Raw genomic sequence first — 18,054 nt, 5'->3', positions numbered from 1 at the left:
GAGTTTACTTTAGAAGAACACCATGTTGAAGTTAGTACAATTTGGGTGTGCTATTTCAGGATTATATCTAATCCCAATCGATATCCAACTCTTTTATACAAGGAATTACTTTATTAAATTGGTATCTAAATAGCATTCTTGTACGGCTTTAACAAAGATTATTTCATAATATAGTTATTAGGAACTAAAGTGATCTTCAGCAAATGGCGCTAATCTGTAAAAGGATTAGCGCTTTTCTTCATTTTAGGTTCATGTTTGTATTCAAAAAAGATGTAGGGAAAATCATTGTCCTGTAAATTTTTTATACATTTTAATGTAAATTTCTGAATTATGTATACTTAATTTTACATTGATTTTACTGTCTTTCTGAAGTGACATTCACGAATATTACTTTTTACAATAACAGTATTTTGAGTATTCAAAAAAAATAATAACTTGGCACATAGTTTGCATTAATATACATCGAAAGAAATTATTATGAATTTTAAAAAGGGGGAAATAAACAATATGTTAGCCTTGTTACGGAATTAACTAACAAAAATGTTTTTCTGTTAAGCCGATTGGCTTGTTTTAATACCTCTCTTTGAATCTATTTTATCAATTTTCACCGCAATTCTATTATTCTTATTCCTCATATTAGAACCTTGTCTATATCATGCACTGAATATACAGCATTTTATTTTTTGAAAACATAGTAAAAGTTTAGTGTTTATCTAATTTAATTCCTTATTTCATAAGCGCGTAATTAAAAAACAGAATATTAGGAGGACTAAATTATTGAAAAAATTAAATAAGAAAGTATTAAAAAAGGTAGGTAGCTCATTTCTCATAGCCAGCTTGTTACTTCCTGTAGGATATAATGCATATGCACAAGAGAAAAGTAAAGCAAATTATGACCAGATGCTTGAGAGTGGTTTCGAGACTAAACAATTATTTGAAAAAGCATTGGAAAGTGAAAAAACAGTACACGTTAAAAATGCAGATATTTTAGATCGAATACGTCCAGATGCCCCTATATCTGAAAGCCAGAATGACAATGGTAGTTTTACCATTTCTGCAGCAGCTTCTTATTCGTTTTATGATTTAAATAGAATGAGTGATGCTGAATTAGTAAATACTTTAGTCTCAATGGAATCAATTGATGATATTGCTGATTTTTGGAGCTATAGCATGGATGTAGTGGATTTCTATGGAGATCAACAGCGTATTCGCTATTTATTAGATGAGATTGAATACTTAGGATCTCGATACACTGCGAATGATGATAGAGGACTCGCTATTTTAATAGAAGTGGTGAATAAAGGTTTTCTTTATGAGTTTGATTATCAGGACCCTGAGATGGCTTATATGAGTGACTTCTCATTTAGGGAAGAAGTCACACCTGCAATTGTTTCTGTTATGAGAAATAGTAATTTTGAATTAGGAACAGCTACTCAAGATGCTGTTGTATCGAAAACTGGATTTTTTATCAGCCATGCAACGGTAGATCTCGCTTTATTTGAGGAAGCGCTCCCTATATTCCAGGATTATCATTCAAGAGTAAACACATATATAGAAGAAACATCAAAAAATTCAGCATTTTATGGTTTAATTAGTGGACTAGAATACGTTCAATACTGGACTTATCGTAACGGTCCATACAATTCTGAGAATGAAGTACCTTGGTATGGACAAATTGATTATTTCTTTAGTGAAATAGCAGAGATCATAACATTTAGTCAATTTGAGGGGACGGAACATGAGTGGCTAGTAGATAATGCCGTTTGGTTCATAAGTGAAGAGGGAAGATTTCATAGTAATACTAATTTTGTATTGGACACATTTGAACGTGCACTCAATGACTATCCGTATTACGGTATGATCTATATAGCCTTAGCGAAGAAAGTTTCAGATTTAGGTGGAAGCATTAATTATGATCGAGTCGTTAGAGATTATGAAGATAATTACTATGGAAATGAGTATGTCTTTGATGATGGGGAATTTGTCATTAAAGCAGGGGATAGAGTAACACAAGAAGAAATTGAAAGAATTTATTGGGCTGCTAAGGAAGAAAAAGCTCAATTCCATCGCTATTACGGAGTAGATGAACCAGTTGAACTGGGGAATGCAGACGATGTTCTTACAGCGATTATTTATAATGACCGTGACGAATACGATATAAATCGATATCTTAACAATGTTGATACGAATAATGGCGGGATTTATATTGAATCATGGGGAACGTTTTTTACCTGGGATCGAGAAGTACCAACCGATAGTATTTATGAACTTGAGGAGTTATTCCGTCACGAGTACTTCCATTATCTACAAAGTAGATATTTAATCCCTGGAATGTGGGGAAGTACTTCTCTATACGATTGGGATCGATTGGTTTGGGTGGAAGAAGGAGGCGGTGAATTCTTTGCTGGAGCAACAAGAACTGGAATTGACACTAGATCAACCAAAATTAGAAATATACATTCAGACCCTAGGGATCGCTATACGCTAGATGAGGTATTACATGGAACATATGGTTCTTGGGATATTTATGACTATTCATATGCTTTCTATGATTTTATTGCGAAAAAGCACATGGATATATTTGATCGAGTTCTTGAGCTTTTACAAGCAGAGGATGCTTCAGGCTTCGATCGATACATGGATGAATTGTCTCGTGATACAACTTTAGAAACAGAATACCAGGCTCATTTAGACGAGCTAGTCAGGGATGGAGGCCGAGTGGTTCTTGTTGGAGATGACTATACGGCGAACCATACAGATCGTGATTTGAGTACGATTGAGAATGATATTTTAAATGAAATTCCTTTATACAATATATTGAATAGGCAAAAAAGATCCGATCTTTTGAATACCTATTCGGTGGAGGGTACGTATGAAGGTGGAAGATCATACGGCTGGAGTAGTGACAAGGAAGCAATGAATACCATCGTAAACGATGTGCTGGGAAGCTTAGACACAAGGTGGAGTGGTTATAGAACTGTAACAGCTTACTTTGTGAATCATCGCGTAAATTCAAGTGGTAATTATGAATTCGATGTGGTGTTCCATGGTTTATTGCCAGGTGGAGCAGTTATAGGAACTCCACCAACAGCGTTCCTCGAGAGTCCAAGTTCTCCAGTAAATGTGAATGAAACTGTTCAATTTTATGGAGATCGATCCTCTGATTCTGATGGAACAATTATATCCTATACATGGAATTTCAGTGACGGAACAACGAGTAATGAAGCAAACCCTACTCATGTATTTCCTTCTGCTGGTGATTACAATGTAACGTTAACCGTAGAGGATGATGACGGTTTAACGGACCGTGATAGTGTCACGATTACCGTTGGAGATGGTGGTGTTATTATACCACCAACGGACTTTGAATCAGAACCCAACGACCGACAATCCGAAGCGAATCAACTAGTTGATCAAATTAGTGGAACGTTAGATTACGCATCAGGTGATCACACAGATTGGTTCTATATCGATGTTGATACAGCAGGAGATGTAGCTGTTGACGTAACAAGTGTTGGTGGAGAAATAAATGTAGTTGTTGAGGATGAGGTTGGAAATGTCATAGCAAGACCATTAACTGATGGTACCTTTAATGTTCCAGCTGGAAGATACTATGTTATTGCTTATACGTGGAGTGGAGAGCTAACAGCTGAATACACGATTACTGTAAATGGAGCAGGAAATGGCGGTGGTGATGGAGGTACAACAACCCCGGATACAGAGACAGAACCTAATGATCGTAGATCAGAAGCTAACTTGCTTGATAGTAGTATAGAAGGCTCTTTAGATTATGATGCAGGTGATAATCAAGATTGGTTCTACTTTGATATAGATACATCTGGAAATGTTTTAATAGATGCAACCTCTGTTGGTGGAGACTTCAATGTTCAAGTAGAAGATGAGAGTGGAAACCTTGTAGCAAACCTAAGTGATGGTTCATTTAACGTATCTGCAGGAAGATACTATGTCATTGTGTATACTTGGTCAGGCCAACCTGTAGTAGATTATACCGTTCAAATAACAAAGTAAAAATAAGAAGTGAGGAGTTGGATGGGAGTAATAGGTTCTCACATCCTACTCTTCCACAATTTGGTGCTAAACTGAAAGAGAGATAAGCGTCTTTTCCCATTTACCAGTGCATAAATTCATCGTTACAATATTTGTGTCAACAAGCCAACTATCAGCGTCTCTCCCATATTATCATCACAAAGTATTTATAAAGAATATGAAATATAACTTATTTGTTTGTTCATCTTACTAATTTGATTTTTGCAGGTAGTATATAATCATTCCAAGTGCGAGGGGAGGTAATGAAGTAATCATTAAATTCTTTGTCCATTTTAACCTCCACTTTTTATCTTCTTTATCTTCGCTATTTAGATTTGCTCTCATTCTGTCACCACTTACACCAAATCCCGAAATCATTATTCCAAGAAGAATAAGTATTGAACTGCACGAAAGTAAATAAATGTGAATGTATTGTAAGTTACCATAAATATACGTTGAAATAATAATTATTAATATGAATAGGACACCAGTAAATAATGATTTAACCATAAATCACACTCTCCTTAAAGTATCAAAAAATTTTTCATAATTAATAGTCTACTAGCCATTGAGTTACCTCATTCCCTAGTTTAACTTTTGTTTTGGACCAAGTAAACATATTTGAAATCAGTCGAAAAAGTTTTGTATTAAGGATTCGATAAGCAAGTATGGGGGGGGATGGGGAACATTTATAGGTAGTGAACCATACGATGGTCTTAGTCACATAGACAAAGTGAACCTTCTGTTATATTATCGTTGAGATCAAATTAATAGTAAATAGAAGCATTATATAAATGATAATAGAAAATATGTTTCTGCCTATTATGGAGGGCCGCTTCATTCGCTGAAAGTGGAAAAACCTGACGATATTTGACTCATTGATGTTTGCTTTAGTTGGACTTGTCGTTTCGATACTGGCCTTCAAGAAAAAAGACAACAAATAGACCACACTTAACACTTTAGTCGAGCGATTGGTGGTTATTAAGCCGACTCTCAAAAGAGTCGGCTATTGTATGGACGTTGGTGTTGCTGCACCTTCGATTATTGTACAACCGATTCAAAGAAAAAACGCTTTTCCAAAGAAGAGACATAATACTAACTTATATGTAGTTTTTTTCTATGAAAAGAAATCGAGAAGCCCAAGTACTAGAGGAATTAGATCACCTAAAAATTGTAGTATTGCAATAGCGATATCCATATTTATCAAATCCTTTCTTTATTATTGAATAATATTATTATATAAGATAAATAAATTTTCGCAATATTTAAACTATAAAACAGGAGAATAAGACTAGCCTAATCGTTTTTACGATTTGTATAACTATGACAATATATTCATGTCGTTTGTTTGCATTATTGTATACCATAACCAAATCTAGTTTATATAATAGCTACATATGATACGTATTAATTATAAAAAAAATAAGCTTGTAAACTATGTAATTGTAGAACAAACAGACTAAATATTAGACTCAAAAAAAGGACATTTCTGTAGTAAAACAGAAATGCGCCTTTTTTCAGTGAAAAGTCAACATTCTATAAGCTTGTGTAATAGTAAAGTATTAAAAAATAACACAAAGATGCTAGATTAGTTAATATAATAGATCAAGAAGTATAAAACGGTTTATTCGTAGACACTAAGGGCTTAAATTTATGAGATCCAATTATAAAAATAAAATTATTGAGGGCATTCTTAATAAGTAGTTATTGAACTCTTAATTGTGTGTAGTTCTTGATATATCCATCAAAATAATTTCGAAAATCGTCATTCTCTCCATAGTAAATTCTTGAAAAATCGAGTGTGAATTCTCGGAAGGAAAAAGAATCAGAGGTTCTTATTTTATGGTTAGATCCACTTTGAACGCTAAGATAGTTAGTGTTCCACCCTGCACCTTTTTTAAGAATTCCTTCTAAGCTATGTGATAACTCTACCACTTCATATTTTTCATTATGGAACATCCAATCATTTTTTAAATCTTGATAAAGTAAAACACCCTCCACATCCAGAATGTAATGTTCAGAATCAAAATCCATTGTATATTGTTTCAGTAACGACTTAGTATCACCTACTGAGCGAAGTTACAATTGGAATAGAACAACTCTCTGGCCAGATAGGTGAACTTAATATATAAAATGGCTATTTACATAAAAAGTTGAATGCCTGGTACAAAGAATTTTATGTTAAAAGAAAAAGTTTTTGAGTTGGAAGAAGAAATAATAAGATTAGAACATAAAAATAAGGTTTTGATTGAGCTGGGGTGATTATAAATAGAACAATAGTAATAACGACAAATTATAAGAACTATTCTGCAAGCATTCATGTTGGGAGGCGTTTCTTGGGATTATTGTTAATAAGAGATTGTTAGTTGATCAATTTAGTTATGCTTGTTGCGCTAATTAATATCGGTTATAGGGCGGCTAAATTTTGATGGTAATAGAATTACTGCTAAAACAATAAAGTAAATCCAAGCAAACAAAGAAATGACTAACGATATTATCATTTCGAAAATAAGAGATGAGAATGATAAGACGCTTAATGAATAGCAAAATAGAAGAGCGAATAAAGTACTAATCAAGATAAATTTAAGAGCAGATGCTTGAATAAATTTAAGAAATAATAAAGAAGGGACTACTAAAAAGAATACATAATAACCTGATAGAAATATTGGTATAGTAAAGTCTGTGAGCAGAGGAAACTCGTTGTCTTTATAATTTGGCCAAAATCTTTGTAAAAGTGAAAATGATAATAAAGATGAAATGAATATCCAAATATAGAATTTCATACGACTCCTCCTTAACTAATTATTATAGTAGTAACACAGAAGGAAAATAAAATCGATTAAAAAACCTATCATGAAATTCAAACAAATGAGTGTGTATTTTTCCTTTTAGATCAGACTAAATAAGCAGTAGAATAAACACCCAGAACCTTGATATATTTCTAAGATAGATTTTCAAACGTTTTCCTCTGAACAGGTGGTGTACCCCCTCAGCTGTAAAATAATTCATGCCACACAATCTAAATCCATCATGTCGTCTTTTGTTAGGGATCTTTTCAAACTTTGTTGCTTACATTTGACGTAACTGATGTGTTTTAAATTTAAATGATTTTCATAGTCTTTAAACAAGAAGAGATATCTCGAAAGGTAGCTATATTTGTGTTTAGCTCTTATTATAAAAAGCAATTGCGAAAACGAGCCGAATCACCCCAAATTACTCACATAAAATAGATCATGTCATACATAAGTAAGCGATTGTACCAACTATATGATAAAGAAGAGAGTAAAAATAATACAACCCCAAAATAAACAATTTTGGGGTTACTTAAACGTTTTACGGAGATACGTATCCAGTATATGTTCTTTTTAAATCTTCATTTAAGAAAGAAGTAAAAGTTCCTCATATTTTGAATGTCCCTATTATATATACTATCTACAAGCATGTAAAGCTTCATTTTAATGCTTAATAAAGTATTTTTTTTCATTATTTTCACTATACAGATGCTTTGCTGATTTTATCATAAACATCCATAATAGGTTGCTACTAGCTAAAGATTCTAGATTTTATATATAATGTATCCACATCATGGAAATGAGATAATCTTATAAATTTGAAGGGGGTCGTTTATATCTAATAAATGCTGTAGATCTTAGAACCATAAACAAGTAGTGATTCTAATTTAGTGTTCATTTTATGTATTTACAAAGTTAACTAAATGATAGGAGGATTTAACACGATGAAAAAATATTACATTGAATTGCCGTACATTGCTGTTTTAAAGGTTGAAGTTAACGCAGAATCAGGGGAAGAAGCACTCGAAAAATTAGCTGAGGCAGATAAAGTGAATATTTACAGAGACAAACTTGATGATATTTCTTTTATTGATGAAGATTGGAATTATCATGAACAAGTCACACAAAGAAGTATTCCAAATTCAACCCAGTATAATATGTTTATAGAAGAAGTGGAAAAAGATGACTTGATAAATGAGTAAAAAGATATATCATTAGGGCACTTATTAGCGCTGGTTTTATCTATTTCTGTTGAGATAATAGTAGTAGATGCTTTTACTTGAATGACTGATTCACCAAGGGAGAATTATGAAGTCGGAGTGAATGCAGTTTATGTCCAGGAGTTTGATGTTTGTTTAATAGGGGAATAAAGTTATTTAACTATGGCGCTTTTCAGTAATCATACTGAGAGCGTTTTTCTTTACGTTTTGAGTAGATTTATTATAAATCAGGATATTTTTGGACTTAGCTTAAAATCGCTAGAAATAAACTTATTCGACACTATTGGTGATGGGGAATAAAAGAAGATTGCCAGCGGTTACGTGATAACATCAACATCATTCCTATCACATGAAGGTATCTACTTGTATTACTAAAAAACATATAATTCTATAAAAGCTAATGTATATTTGTTTTTACATCTTATATAGTTACGTTTTTGCAATTACATTGAATAATTATTTATATTTGTGCTGTGAATAGTTTCTAGTTATTTAACTTTTATCATTAAATATTTTCATTAATTATAAGAATAATCAGAAAAAATGTAGGCTAGATTACATTTTATTTCTTTAAATACAGGTATGCTATATAAAGTATTACTTATTATTGCAGCTGTAGTTTTAATAATGATCATGTAAAAAAATTAAAGGAGGGATTGATATGAAGTTGCCTTTACAAAAAGCTTTAATTGCAGGAAGTATTGGCGGTATCGCCGGAGGGATTGCATTCGGAATTGTAATGCAACTGATGGGAAAAATGCCAATGATTGCATCAATGGCAAGTAGTGAAAGTCTAGCTGTAGGTTGGGTTATTCATTTGCTTATTAGTGTAATTTTTGGTGTATCATTTGGGGGTTTAGCTATAATTGTAAAAAATATTTGGCTACTTACTGTGATCTTTACAATTGGTATATGGATTTTAGGTCCATTAGTCGTTATGCCATTAATGATGGGAATGGGAACAAATATAGTAAATGCATTTACTCCCGATCAACTTATGAATCTAATGACACATCTATTCTTCTCAGTAGTGGTAGCTATTGTTTATAAATTTACTGTCTCAGAATCGAAGGAAAAGACCGTATCAGCGTAAACATTATATAAGACTAAACATTCACTTCTCAACTATTCAAGAGGGGTGAGTGTTTTTTATCATGAATTTATTATTTAATATAGAATGGATAGGGTCATTTGACGGAAATTGAGGGGTAGGGAGGAAGTGTTTCATGGTGGTACTATTAAATATGAACATAAAATTAAAATTATGTTATAATTCCAAGGAATACTCCAAACATAGCGACTAAATGGAGTGATACATTGTTGAGTTATTTAAAAGTATACAAAAGTGCTATTCAGGGGACGAATGCCTAAGTCAGTGATCTAAGTAGAACACCTACTAATGGAAGGTGGAGATGTCCGTCTTACAGTGGTTGATACAAATAAACAAAATCAATCGTGGTCCGGATATTTAGATGAAATATGCTAAATTGAAGTTGGAACTAGAAGTAATCGCTAAATAGAGTTTGGCGGTGAATTGGTTAAGTCGCTTAGAAAGCCTGAAGCTACATCAGTAGTAAAAACAAAACGGAACCCTGCCTCCAAAGATTAAAAAAATTAATCTTGGAGGTAGAGCACTTGAGTAGAAAATCAGAAAATACAGCGTTTCAGTGTGAAAATTGTAGAGAACAAGTTACACCATTAACTAATGGTAGTTTTAGAAATCATTGTCCTTACTGTTTGTATTCAAAACATCTAGATATCCAACCAGGTGATCGGGCAAGTGATTGCTATGGACTAATGGTACCGATTGGGCTTGATTATTCTAACAAGAAAGGCTATCAAATTGTTCATGAATGTACAAAATGTGGTAAGGTTGGTAAGAACAAAGTTGCCACAGATACACTGCAAGAAGATCAAATAATTAATTATATGAAATCAATAGTTTAATAACATTCTACCTGCTATGTTTGGAGTTTAAATTTTAGTTTGTCATAATACCTTTTCTTCGTTGTTAAGGCTACTTTCACACAAGCTGTTGCTTTTCCTACTAAGATAAATCAGGTTACATCTAGTGTTCATGGAATCTTTTCTGAAACCTCTATAGGTCGAGTAAAACCTCATCTACCTGTCTGTATAAAAAAGTAGTGGCATCTTCACAAAATGAAGCGATGAAAAACATTGTTTTTTGAACCAAAAAAGCAACGAGACAGTGAAGCACAAAAAATAGGCCACTAGAATGGCAGCCTATTCTTAAGAATTTTAATTATTGTTGAATGAAGGTTTTGAGTGTATGAACTTCTCTTCACCTCCATTACTGAAGTTTAAAATTACCAGATGTTATATCTACAATTATTTCATGATCGCCAGACCCAATGGTCCCGATAATTCGATCATTAGATTTTTCCTCATAGTTAACGCCATCTAATTCAACTTTACCATTACCTGAAGTAGCTTTAAAATTTATATAAAGTGATGATGGGGCTTTTTCATATTCAATTTTCACATTACCACTTAAAGCATTTGCCGAAATATTACCAGAAGATTCCTCATTGTGTAAAGTAATGTTTCCAGATGAACTATGTGCAGTTACATTACCTACTACATTTGTTAAATACATGTTACCAGATGCTACTTCAAAGGATGAAGTAATTGCTTGCTGTTGATCTACTGTTATATTCCCCGATGCTGTTGATGTGTAAACTTTATCGGCTTGCATGTCTTTCATTTTAATATTTCCTGATGCTGCTGACACGTTCAATTGATTTGTGTTTAATTGTTCAGCTTCAATATTTCCTGATGCTGTATTTATTGTTACTGATTCATATACCTTTGTAGGTAAGTAAACTGAAACAGTAGTATCCACGATAGATACGCCAATATTAAAAAACGTGTTAGGATCTTGAAATTTTACCTTTAACAAATCACCTCGTTCTTCTACATTAAGTTTAAATTTATCCTTCAGTTTTTCACTAACTCTACCATTCACCTCAATGATAAAGGAATCATCGTCAGAAGGCTGAACCTCAATATCAGTTGATGGGAAGTCAATGTCTATTTTTTTGATCTCTTCATTCTTTACTTCTTTTTTTTCAAATAAATCTACAGTATTAAAGGATAAGCCTCCTGTGGCATTTATTGAAACAACTGAACCGATTATTCCAATAAATAATACAACAAATAATCCTACTAACAGCTTTTTCATGCTGTTTTCCCTCCTTATATAATATGAGTATTAAATGTACACACAACTTACGTGATTAAAATACACCTGATGGAATAGCAATAACTTCTAATTTATTTCTATAAGCAAATATTTGTTTTGTTCGTCACTGTTACTTCTGGTTTAAAAGTATCGTCAGAGTGTATGGTATTCAAACTTCTCCTGTTACTATGAAATCTCTGTTACGAATTGAATGAGTTTCTCATAACTTGATTATAAAATCTCTATGTTTTCTATACCTATACTTAATTATTTTTATCATCATTCACCATTAACAATGTTAGTTAAGGTGTTTGTAAGACTACGCATTTTATCCCTATCTAAGGATTCATTATTACTTAAAATAATAATGACAAGTTCAGTATTAAGCTCACGATAAAAATTTGCTATAAATCCTGGTAAGTCTCCAGCGTGTTCAACTTTTTTTTCTTGGGTAAACCAACCATAGCCATAGTCATATTCAGATCCATATTCGAAGTTAGAAGGGATGTTAGTATAAGGAGCATACATCTTAGCTATAGTCTCTTTTTTTAGTAATTTTGCAGAATATAATGCTCTATCCCATGTTACTAAATCATTCATAGTTGTATACAAACCACTGGAGGAATGGGTTATATAATAGTCGTATTGAATAGGATAAAAATCATTTTCGGTATTGATTTCTTCATACCCTTGAGCTTTATTTTCTAGCACTTCCCAGTTAACACTGTAACCTGTATTTAACATCGTTAAAGGTTCAAAAATGTTCTTTTCTAAAAATTTATCATATGATTCTTCTGTGGTACGTTCTATGATCAATCCTAAAATTAAATAATTTGAATTGCTATATTCAAATTTTTCACCAGGATTAAAGTTAAGAGGAATGTCTTTATATATTGCAATTGCTTCTTCTTCGGTTATCGAATAAGGAATATTAGACCCGAATTTTTTTTCTAAACTCTCAGCAAAATACGGATGATCTGTACTTACTATTCCAGATGACATCGATAAAAGGTGATGAATCGTAACCCCTTCCCATTTAGAAAGATCAGGTAAATAATCTGTAATTTGATGTTCTAGTTCAAGTAATCCTCTTTCCTTTAGTAATAATATCGCTGCGGCTGTAAATTGTTTAGTCAAAGAACCTATGATGAATTTCGTATCTAATGTATTTGCGATATTTTGATCAATGTCAGCCTTACCAAACGTATTAGAGTATATTTCTTCACCTCCCATACCTACATATACAGCCCCTGAAAAATTATAGTATTTTTCAAAGTGAGTCATCACATTATCCAATTTGGTATATACATCTAAATCATTTGAATCTTGACTTACTTCTTGTACTTGAGCTGATATAATGGTTTCTTCTGTTGACTTCTCAATAAGGTCTGTGTTTTCTATAGTTTGACTTACTTTTTTGGTAGGATTTTCAGCAGAACACGCACTTATAACAAGTAAAAGACTAATGAACACAATAAAAGAGCTTTTTTTCATAGAATCTCCCCTTGTGATTTGTTATCCACGTGAATAGATTAAATTTTTTCTAATAAGTTATCATCTTAAATACGGATTTGTATCGTAGAGGTTTCAATTTATTTCTTGGACATATAGTTGAATAAAGGATTGGAAGGGTTGTATGGTGATGGAATTAATGTAACTGTGTATAGAAAAATTAAAGGGTAATCAAGTATGAGGTACCAATATTGTTTGTTATCTTACCTATTAACAATGATTAACAATTACCTATTCCTACACCTCCATTTTATATAATACGTTATAAATGTATTATTGTTATAGTGTTCTATGTTAATGGTACACTAAGTTAATTTTATTGTCAATTTATTACTCTGTTTACTTTTTTAATACAAAGTTGATAAAAAAGAGCTGTAAGTATAAGTAGGCAAGATGATACATTTTATCATACTTAATCAGTAATAAATTTGGGAGATGCGCCATTTTTTATTGCTTAGGAAGATTGTGGAGCAACGAAAAAGCAATAATATGCTAAAATCAGGATTAGATCGTGAAAAGAGAACATGAGGAGATATATGTGACTGTTACTATTCATTAGAAGTAATGCGAGTGCCGGAAATACGTAATAAGAAGAACAAGTATTAACAATTTTCACCATTAATTTTTATGCTACTTGGTATTTCCGACTATCTTAAGATATACTACCTTATGTTAACAGGCTATATAGGAAAAGCTAGTTCGTTTTATGCTCCAATTTCCGATAAGCAAACGAGAGCAAGATGGCTGGTATGGTACAAAGTAGCATTCCAACAAATGCGTATGTTGATTCTATTTCGTATAAGTAACCTCCTAAAATTGTAAACACTGCAGTTCCCCAGCTAAGTGCGAATCCCGAGTAAATACCTTGCGCGATTGGAATCTGTTCATAAGGAATATTTTTATTTAAAAATTTCATAAAGGCATAATGCGCCATCGCGAACGAGAATGCATGTAATATTTGTGAAATACTAAAAATAATGACATTAGGAAAAGTAAATACTATGATCCAGCGTATCGATGAACAAAGTGCTGCTAGTGTAAGTAAAGTAGCTACTGATATTTTGTAAAATCTTCTATCTGCAATTGCAAAGAAAATAATTTCAGCGATTACCGCAATGTTAATAATAAAACCGATTAAATAGTTTGGTGCATGTATTTCTTGTAAAAAAATATACCCGTAATTGTAATACGAAGCATGTGATGCTTGCAGTAATATCACTATGGCGAGTACTACAACAAAGTGGCTGTTCCGAAATAACTTTAGCATACCTCCTTTTATTGTTTGATCACGGTGTGATTTTTTTGATAAAACGTTGGGTGTTTGCATAAAGCCGAGGATCATGAAAACAATTACACCTAATAACATTGCCCATAAAATCACGTTATCCCCCATAAGATCGATAAAGATAGCTACGATTATACCAGCCAATACAAACCCAACAGATCCCCATAATCTACTTTTTCCGTAATTTTCCAATTCATTATTTTTCATAAGGACGCCAGCTGCACTGTCTAATGCAGGCATCAAAGTTGGATAAAAAACATGTAAGAGTATTGATACCACTAATAAGCTAGTAAAAGAACTAGCTGGAATACAGAAGAAAAGAACAATTAGTGTGCCGATTGAAGCACCATTTAATATTGTTTTACTACTAAATTTTCCTGATAATAATGGGAAAACAATTAACGATGAAATACCTCTTGCAATCAAACTTAAGCTCATTATTAAGCCAGTTTGAGAAATCGTCATTCCTTTTATATGAATCATCCACCCTGTCCAGTAAGGGAGGAAAACACCCCATGTCACAAAAAAACTAAAGAATTGTCTGCTCATCCACCGTTGAGTATTCATTTATATCTCTCCTTTGTTTGAATGATATAATGAATATGAATGTAATAATATGAGATATCTCATATTTTGAGGTGGATAATGAGAATTTATAAAGATGAGAAAAGACAACATTATTTAAAAGAAAGCTCTATTGAGGCTTTGTTTTCTTTTCCGCTTGACGAATTTATCGAGGTTCATGAATATAAAAGAGATGAATGGATTATTCAAGAAGGCAGCGTGCCGAATTTTTTATTTTATCTCATCGAAGGAAAAGCAAAAATTTATGTAACCCATCAAAACGGAAAAGTCTCTTTGTTAAATTTTGTTAGTCCTAAGGAATATATTGGAGAAATGGAATTATTAAATGAGGTTTATTATACAAAAGGAATACAAGCATCTACCAAGACTATTTGTCTTGCACTACCTCTTCATCGATATCGTAAACAATTACTAGAAGATGTGGTATTTCTACGTGAACTAAGCAAATTATTAAGTTTGAAATCAACAATAATGGCTGCAAAATATTCTCAAAGCTTATCATTCCCGCTTGAAAACCGTCTTGCGGAATTTATCTTAAATACCTCTGATGATGGCATCTATATGGAGAAGCACGTAACTGTTTGTGAATTTTTAGGTGTTTCCTATCGACACTTAATGCATGTACTTGCACAATTTTGCGATAAGGGGTTATTAGTGAAAGAAGGACGTCAATATCGTATAAAACAGCATAACTCACTATATAATCTTGCTGAAATGTTGTGGAATAAATAAGGGTCTCGAATTTTATTTTCATCACGATATGATGTAATAAAGATAATAGCATATTAAATTCTAGTATTTATATGTATGTTACCACCAAACAAATTAATGGAGTGTAGGTTTTACATATAATTAATCTCTTAGATGTATATGTATTAATATTTTCGTATGAAAGCAACAATGAGAAAACAAATGTTTGACATAAGAATCCTTATTATGACTTTCCGTTAGCATAAAGGTTGTTGATTTATTGTAAGTGTAGGATAATATATGGTAGTTTATCCGTTTAATGTAAATAATTTATAAGAGGTGAAAGGATGGTTTCATGGAAAAACCCTATCCTTTTATTATCAGGGATAGGAATATCGTATTTAGGGAATTGGATATACTTAATTGCACTTAATATTTCTATATTAGATTTAACAGGATCAGCAGCAGCAGTTGCTGGTTTATATGTTATTCGACCTATCGCGATGTTGATAACTAATACTTGGGCGGGGAGTGTTATTGATAGAATAAACAAAAGAAGGCTGATGATTTTCATTGATATAGTGAGAGGTGCTTTAGTATTCTTAATTCCTTTTATTGAATCACTTTGGGTTATTTATTTTATCCTATTGTTAATTAATATGGTTGGTGCATTTTTTGGTCCAAGCTCAGCTGTATACATAACTAAATTGGTTCCACCTGAAAATAGAAAAAGATTTAACTCGTTGATGAGTATGACAAGCTCAGGTGCATTTTTGTTAGGCCCAGCAATTGCAGGAGTACTTATCATGTACGTAGGTACAGATTTATGTATTTTCATAAACTCGATTACCTTTATCCTTTGTTCGTTATTCATTTATCTTCTTCCTAATGTAGATGAGGACATATCAAAAATTCGGGAACCGATTCGATTGAAAACACTAGTGAGTGATTGGAAGGAAGTTAGAGAGTTTGTTAAAACAGCGAAGTTTGTTTTTATTGTTTATTTGTTGTTTCAAATTGCAATGTTAATAGGGTTTGCTTTGGATTCTCAAGAAGTTACATTTATTAAACAAAACTTAATGTTATCAGATCGAGATTACGGATTAATTGTAAGTATTACGGGTATTGGTGTATTAGCAGGATCGTTTATAGCTGCAATTGTAACTAAAAAGGTACAACTAAAATTTTATTTAGGGGGAGGAATACTGCTAACGTCTATAGGATACCTGTTGTTTTATTCATCCGATAATTTTATAACTGCAACAGCTGCATTCGTCTTTTTAGGGTTTTTTATGGCATTTGCAAATGCAGGATACGCAACCTTTTTTCAAAATAGCATTCCAGTTCATATAATGGGGAGATTTGGAAGCATAGCGGAAATAGTACAAGGAATAATTCAAATTGGTTTTACACTCATATTAGGGGCTCTTGCAGAATGGTTTTCGCTACAGTTGGTTAGTGTTTTATTTTCAATAGCTGCCATATTATTTGCTGTCACTCTTTTGATTATCGTATCAATGCCATCCAAATCTACTTATTTCAAAGATAACATGAATGAAATAGCGGGTTAACTATTCGATCATATGCATGTGAAAAGATCTTAAAGTAGAAATAGTGAAGGGGGATTTGTTGTTATCACTTGATAGAGGATAGTAAATATTATCATGAGTACCGAGGTAGTAAAATAGTCTAATTGTTATTTCATTTCCATTCTTAAGTGGAACGTATAAAAGTATGATTTGATAATCTGCCACGAATATTGATTAATCGAAACATATTATATAAAGGCTGTTTTCCTATTGGGTGTTACTTTTCGTTCTTACATATATGCACGTATACATCTAGCGCTGGTGGCAACTTTTCTTCTCTAAAGATTTATAACAATCATTTGCTACGCATCAACGACTTAAGTGTAAGTAGAAAATAGCACAAAGTTTACGAAAAGAGCCTATAAAATATACTGAGAAATATAGAGGAGGAACATTTGGTGGATGAGAGATACCCTATTGGACATTTTGAATTTAATGGTGAAATTAATGCTGATGTGACTAATGATTGGATAAATGACATTGAAAAGCTCCCTCAATTATTACGAGATTCTGTAAAGGATCTAGATCATCAACAACTTGATACACCTTATCGAACAGGTGGATGGACCGTTAGGCAAGTAGTCCACCACCTTGCTGATAGCCATATGAATGCTTATATACGTTTTAAATTGGCTCTTACGGAAGATACTCCAGAAATCAGGCCATATGAGGAAGGGAAATGGGCGGAGCTCCCTGATTCCAAAATGCCGATAGATATGTCATTATCACTGCTCGATGCATTACATGTACGCTGGACTAAACTACTTCGTAGTCTACATGCTGCTGATATGGAAAAGACATTTATCCATCCGGATTCAGGGGAAGTCACCGTCGGTAAGAATATAGGCATCTACGCTTGGCACGGTCGACATCATCTAGCACACATCACTTCGATATCTAGTCTCAAAGGTTCATGAAATTTATGAGCGAATACTTTTGAGAATGTATGGTAAGGTGATGTAGCTATTTATATGCTCTCATCGTCATAATAGGTGCAAATAATTTTATGATGTTGGAGAGATAAAGAATACTAAATTACCTGAAAAATAGAAGCAGTGTTGTTTATATTTCAGTAAGAATAACAATAATTAATGTGAAATAAGTAAAAATAAAAAGGAGTAACAAAAAATAA

At 32.6% G+C, this 18,054-nt stretch carries 13 protein-coding genes; 7 read left to right on the top strand and 6 right to left on the bottom strand.

Annotation, left to right across the window (positions count from 1 at the left end; all coding sequences use genetic code 11):
* Positions 1-777: 777 nt before the first annotated feature.
* Complete coding sequence (locus V1503_RS04890; RefSeq protein WP_410625253.1) at positions 778-4,029, top strand: collagenase; 3,252 nt, start codon at positions 778-780, stop codon at positions 4,027-4,029.
* A 228-nt stretch (positions 4,030-4,257) separates the two neighbouring features.
* Here V1503_RS04890 and V1503_RS04885 read toward each other — a convergent pair whose 3' ends face one another.
* From V1503_RS04885 to V1503_RS04875, 3 genes are all read right to left on the bottom strand, one after another.
* Entirely contained in the window at positions 4,258-4,557 is a 300-nt protein-coding gene (locus V1503_RS04885; RefSeq protein ID WP_214484712.1) for a DUF5316 family protein, read from the bottom strand.
* A gap of 1,194 nt (positions 4,558-5,751) precedes the next feature.
* A complete protein-coding gene (locus V1503_RS04880) occupies positions 5,752-6,081 on the bottom strand; it encodes a hypothetical protein (protein ID WP_410625251.1) in 330 nt (109 codons plus the stop codon).
* Positions 6,082-6,440: 359 nt separating this feature from the next.
* Positions 6,441-6,830, bottom strand: a complete 390-nt coding sequence (locus tag V1503_RS04875; protein WP_410625249.1) for a hypothetical protein — start codon at positions 6,828-6,830, stop codon at positions 6,441-6,443.
* A gap of 953 nt (positions 6,831-7,783) precedes the next feature.
* Between V1503_RS04875 and V1503_RS04870 the strand changes: the two genes are divergently transcribed.
* The 3 genes from V1503_RS04870 (at position 7,784) to V1503_RS04860 (ending at position 10,006) form a co-directional block, all read left to right on the top strand.
* On the top strand, positions 7,784-8,041 hold the full coding sequence (locus tag V1503_RS04870) for a hypothetical protein (protein ID WP_214484879.1): 258 nt from the start codon (positions 7,784-7,786) through the stop codon (positions 8,039-8,041).
* Between the two features lie 679 nt (positions 8,042-8,720).
* Positions 8,721-9,152, top strand: coding sequence for a hypothetical protein (locus tag V1503_RS04865; RefSeq protein WP_214484878.1), 432 nt, complete (start codon positions 8,721-8,723; stop codon positions 9,150-9,152).
* A gap of 542 nt (positions 9,153-9,694) precedes the next feature.
* Positions 9,695-10,006: an RNHCP domain-containing protein gene (locus V1503_RS04860; protein ID WP_410625246.1), complete on the top strand. Its 312-nt coding sequence runs from the start codon at positions 9,695-9,697 to the stop codon at positions 10,004-10,006.
* A gap of 364 nt (positions 10,007-10,370) precedes the next feature.
* Here V1503_RS04860 and V1503_RS04855 read toward each other — a convergent pair whose 3' ends face one another.
* The 3 genes from V1503_RS04855 to V1503_RS04845 all read right to left on the bottom strand — a co-directional run bounded on the left by V1503_RS04855 (position 10,371) and on the right by V1503_RS04845 (position 14,625).
* Positions 10,371-11,261, bottom strand: a complete 891-nt coding sequence (locus V1503_RS04855) for a DUF4097 family beta strand repeat-containing protein (protein ID WP_410625244.1) — start codon at positions 11,259-11,261, stop codon at positions 10,371-10,373.
* Between the two features lie 279 nt (positions 11,262-11,540).
* On the bottom strand, positions 11,541-12,755 hold the full coding sequence (locus V1503_RS04850; protein ID WP_410625242.1) for a serine hydrolase domain-containing protein: 1,215 nt from the start codon (positions 12,753-12,755) through the stop codon (positions 11,541-11,543).
* Between the two features lie 712 nt (positions 12,756-13,467).
* Positions 13,468-14,625: an MFS transporter gene (locus V1503_RS04845; RefSeq protein WP_410625239.1), complete on the bottom strand. Its 1,158-nt coding sequence runs from the start codon at positions 14,623-14,625 to the stop codon at positions 13,468-13,470.
* A gap of 78 nt (positions 14,626-14,703) precedes the next feature.
* On the opposite strand from V1503_RS04845, the gene yeiL reads away from it, so the two are divergent.
* The 3 genes from yeiL to V1503_RS04830 all read left to right on the top strand — a co-directional run bounded on the left by yeiL (position 14,704) and on the right by V1503_RS04830 (position 17,839).
* Positions 14,704-15,375, top strand: coding sequence for a transcriptional regulator YeiL (yeiL, locus tag V1503_RS04840; protein WP_320259689.1), 672 nt, complete (start codon positions 14,704-14,706; stop codon positions 15,373-15,375).
* Between the two features lie 305 nt (positions 15,376-15,680).
* A complete protein-coding gene (locus tag V1503_RS04835; protein WP_410625237.1) occupies positions 15,681-16,904 on the top strand; it encodes an MFS transporter in 1,224 nt (407 codons plus the stop codon).
* A gap of 413 nt (positions 16,905-17,317) precedes the next feature.
* On the top strand, positions 17,318-17,839 hold the full coding sequence (locus V1503_RS04830) for a YfiT family bacillithiol transferase (protein WP_410625234.1): 522 nt from the start codon (positions 17,318-17,320) through the stop codon (positions 17,837-17,839).
* The last annotated feature ends 215 nt before the right edge of the window (positions 17,840-18,054 follow it).

The sequence above is a fragment of the Nanhaiella sioensis genome, from assembly GCF_046557775.1.
GTDB classification, from domain to species: Bacteria; Bacillota; Bacilli; order Bacillales; family SM2101; genus Nanhaiella; species Nanhaiella sioensis.
The sequence above is the reverse complement of the archived record's forward strand: the minus strand, read 5'-3'. Positions and strand labels throughout refer to the sequence as shown.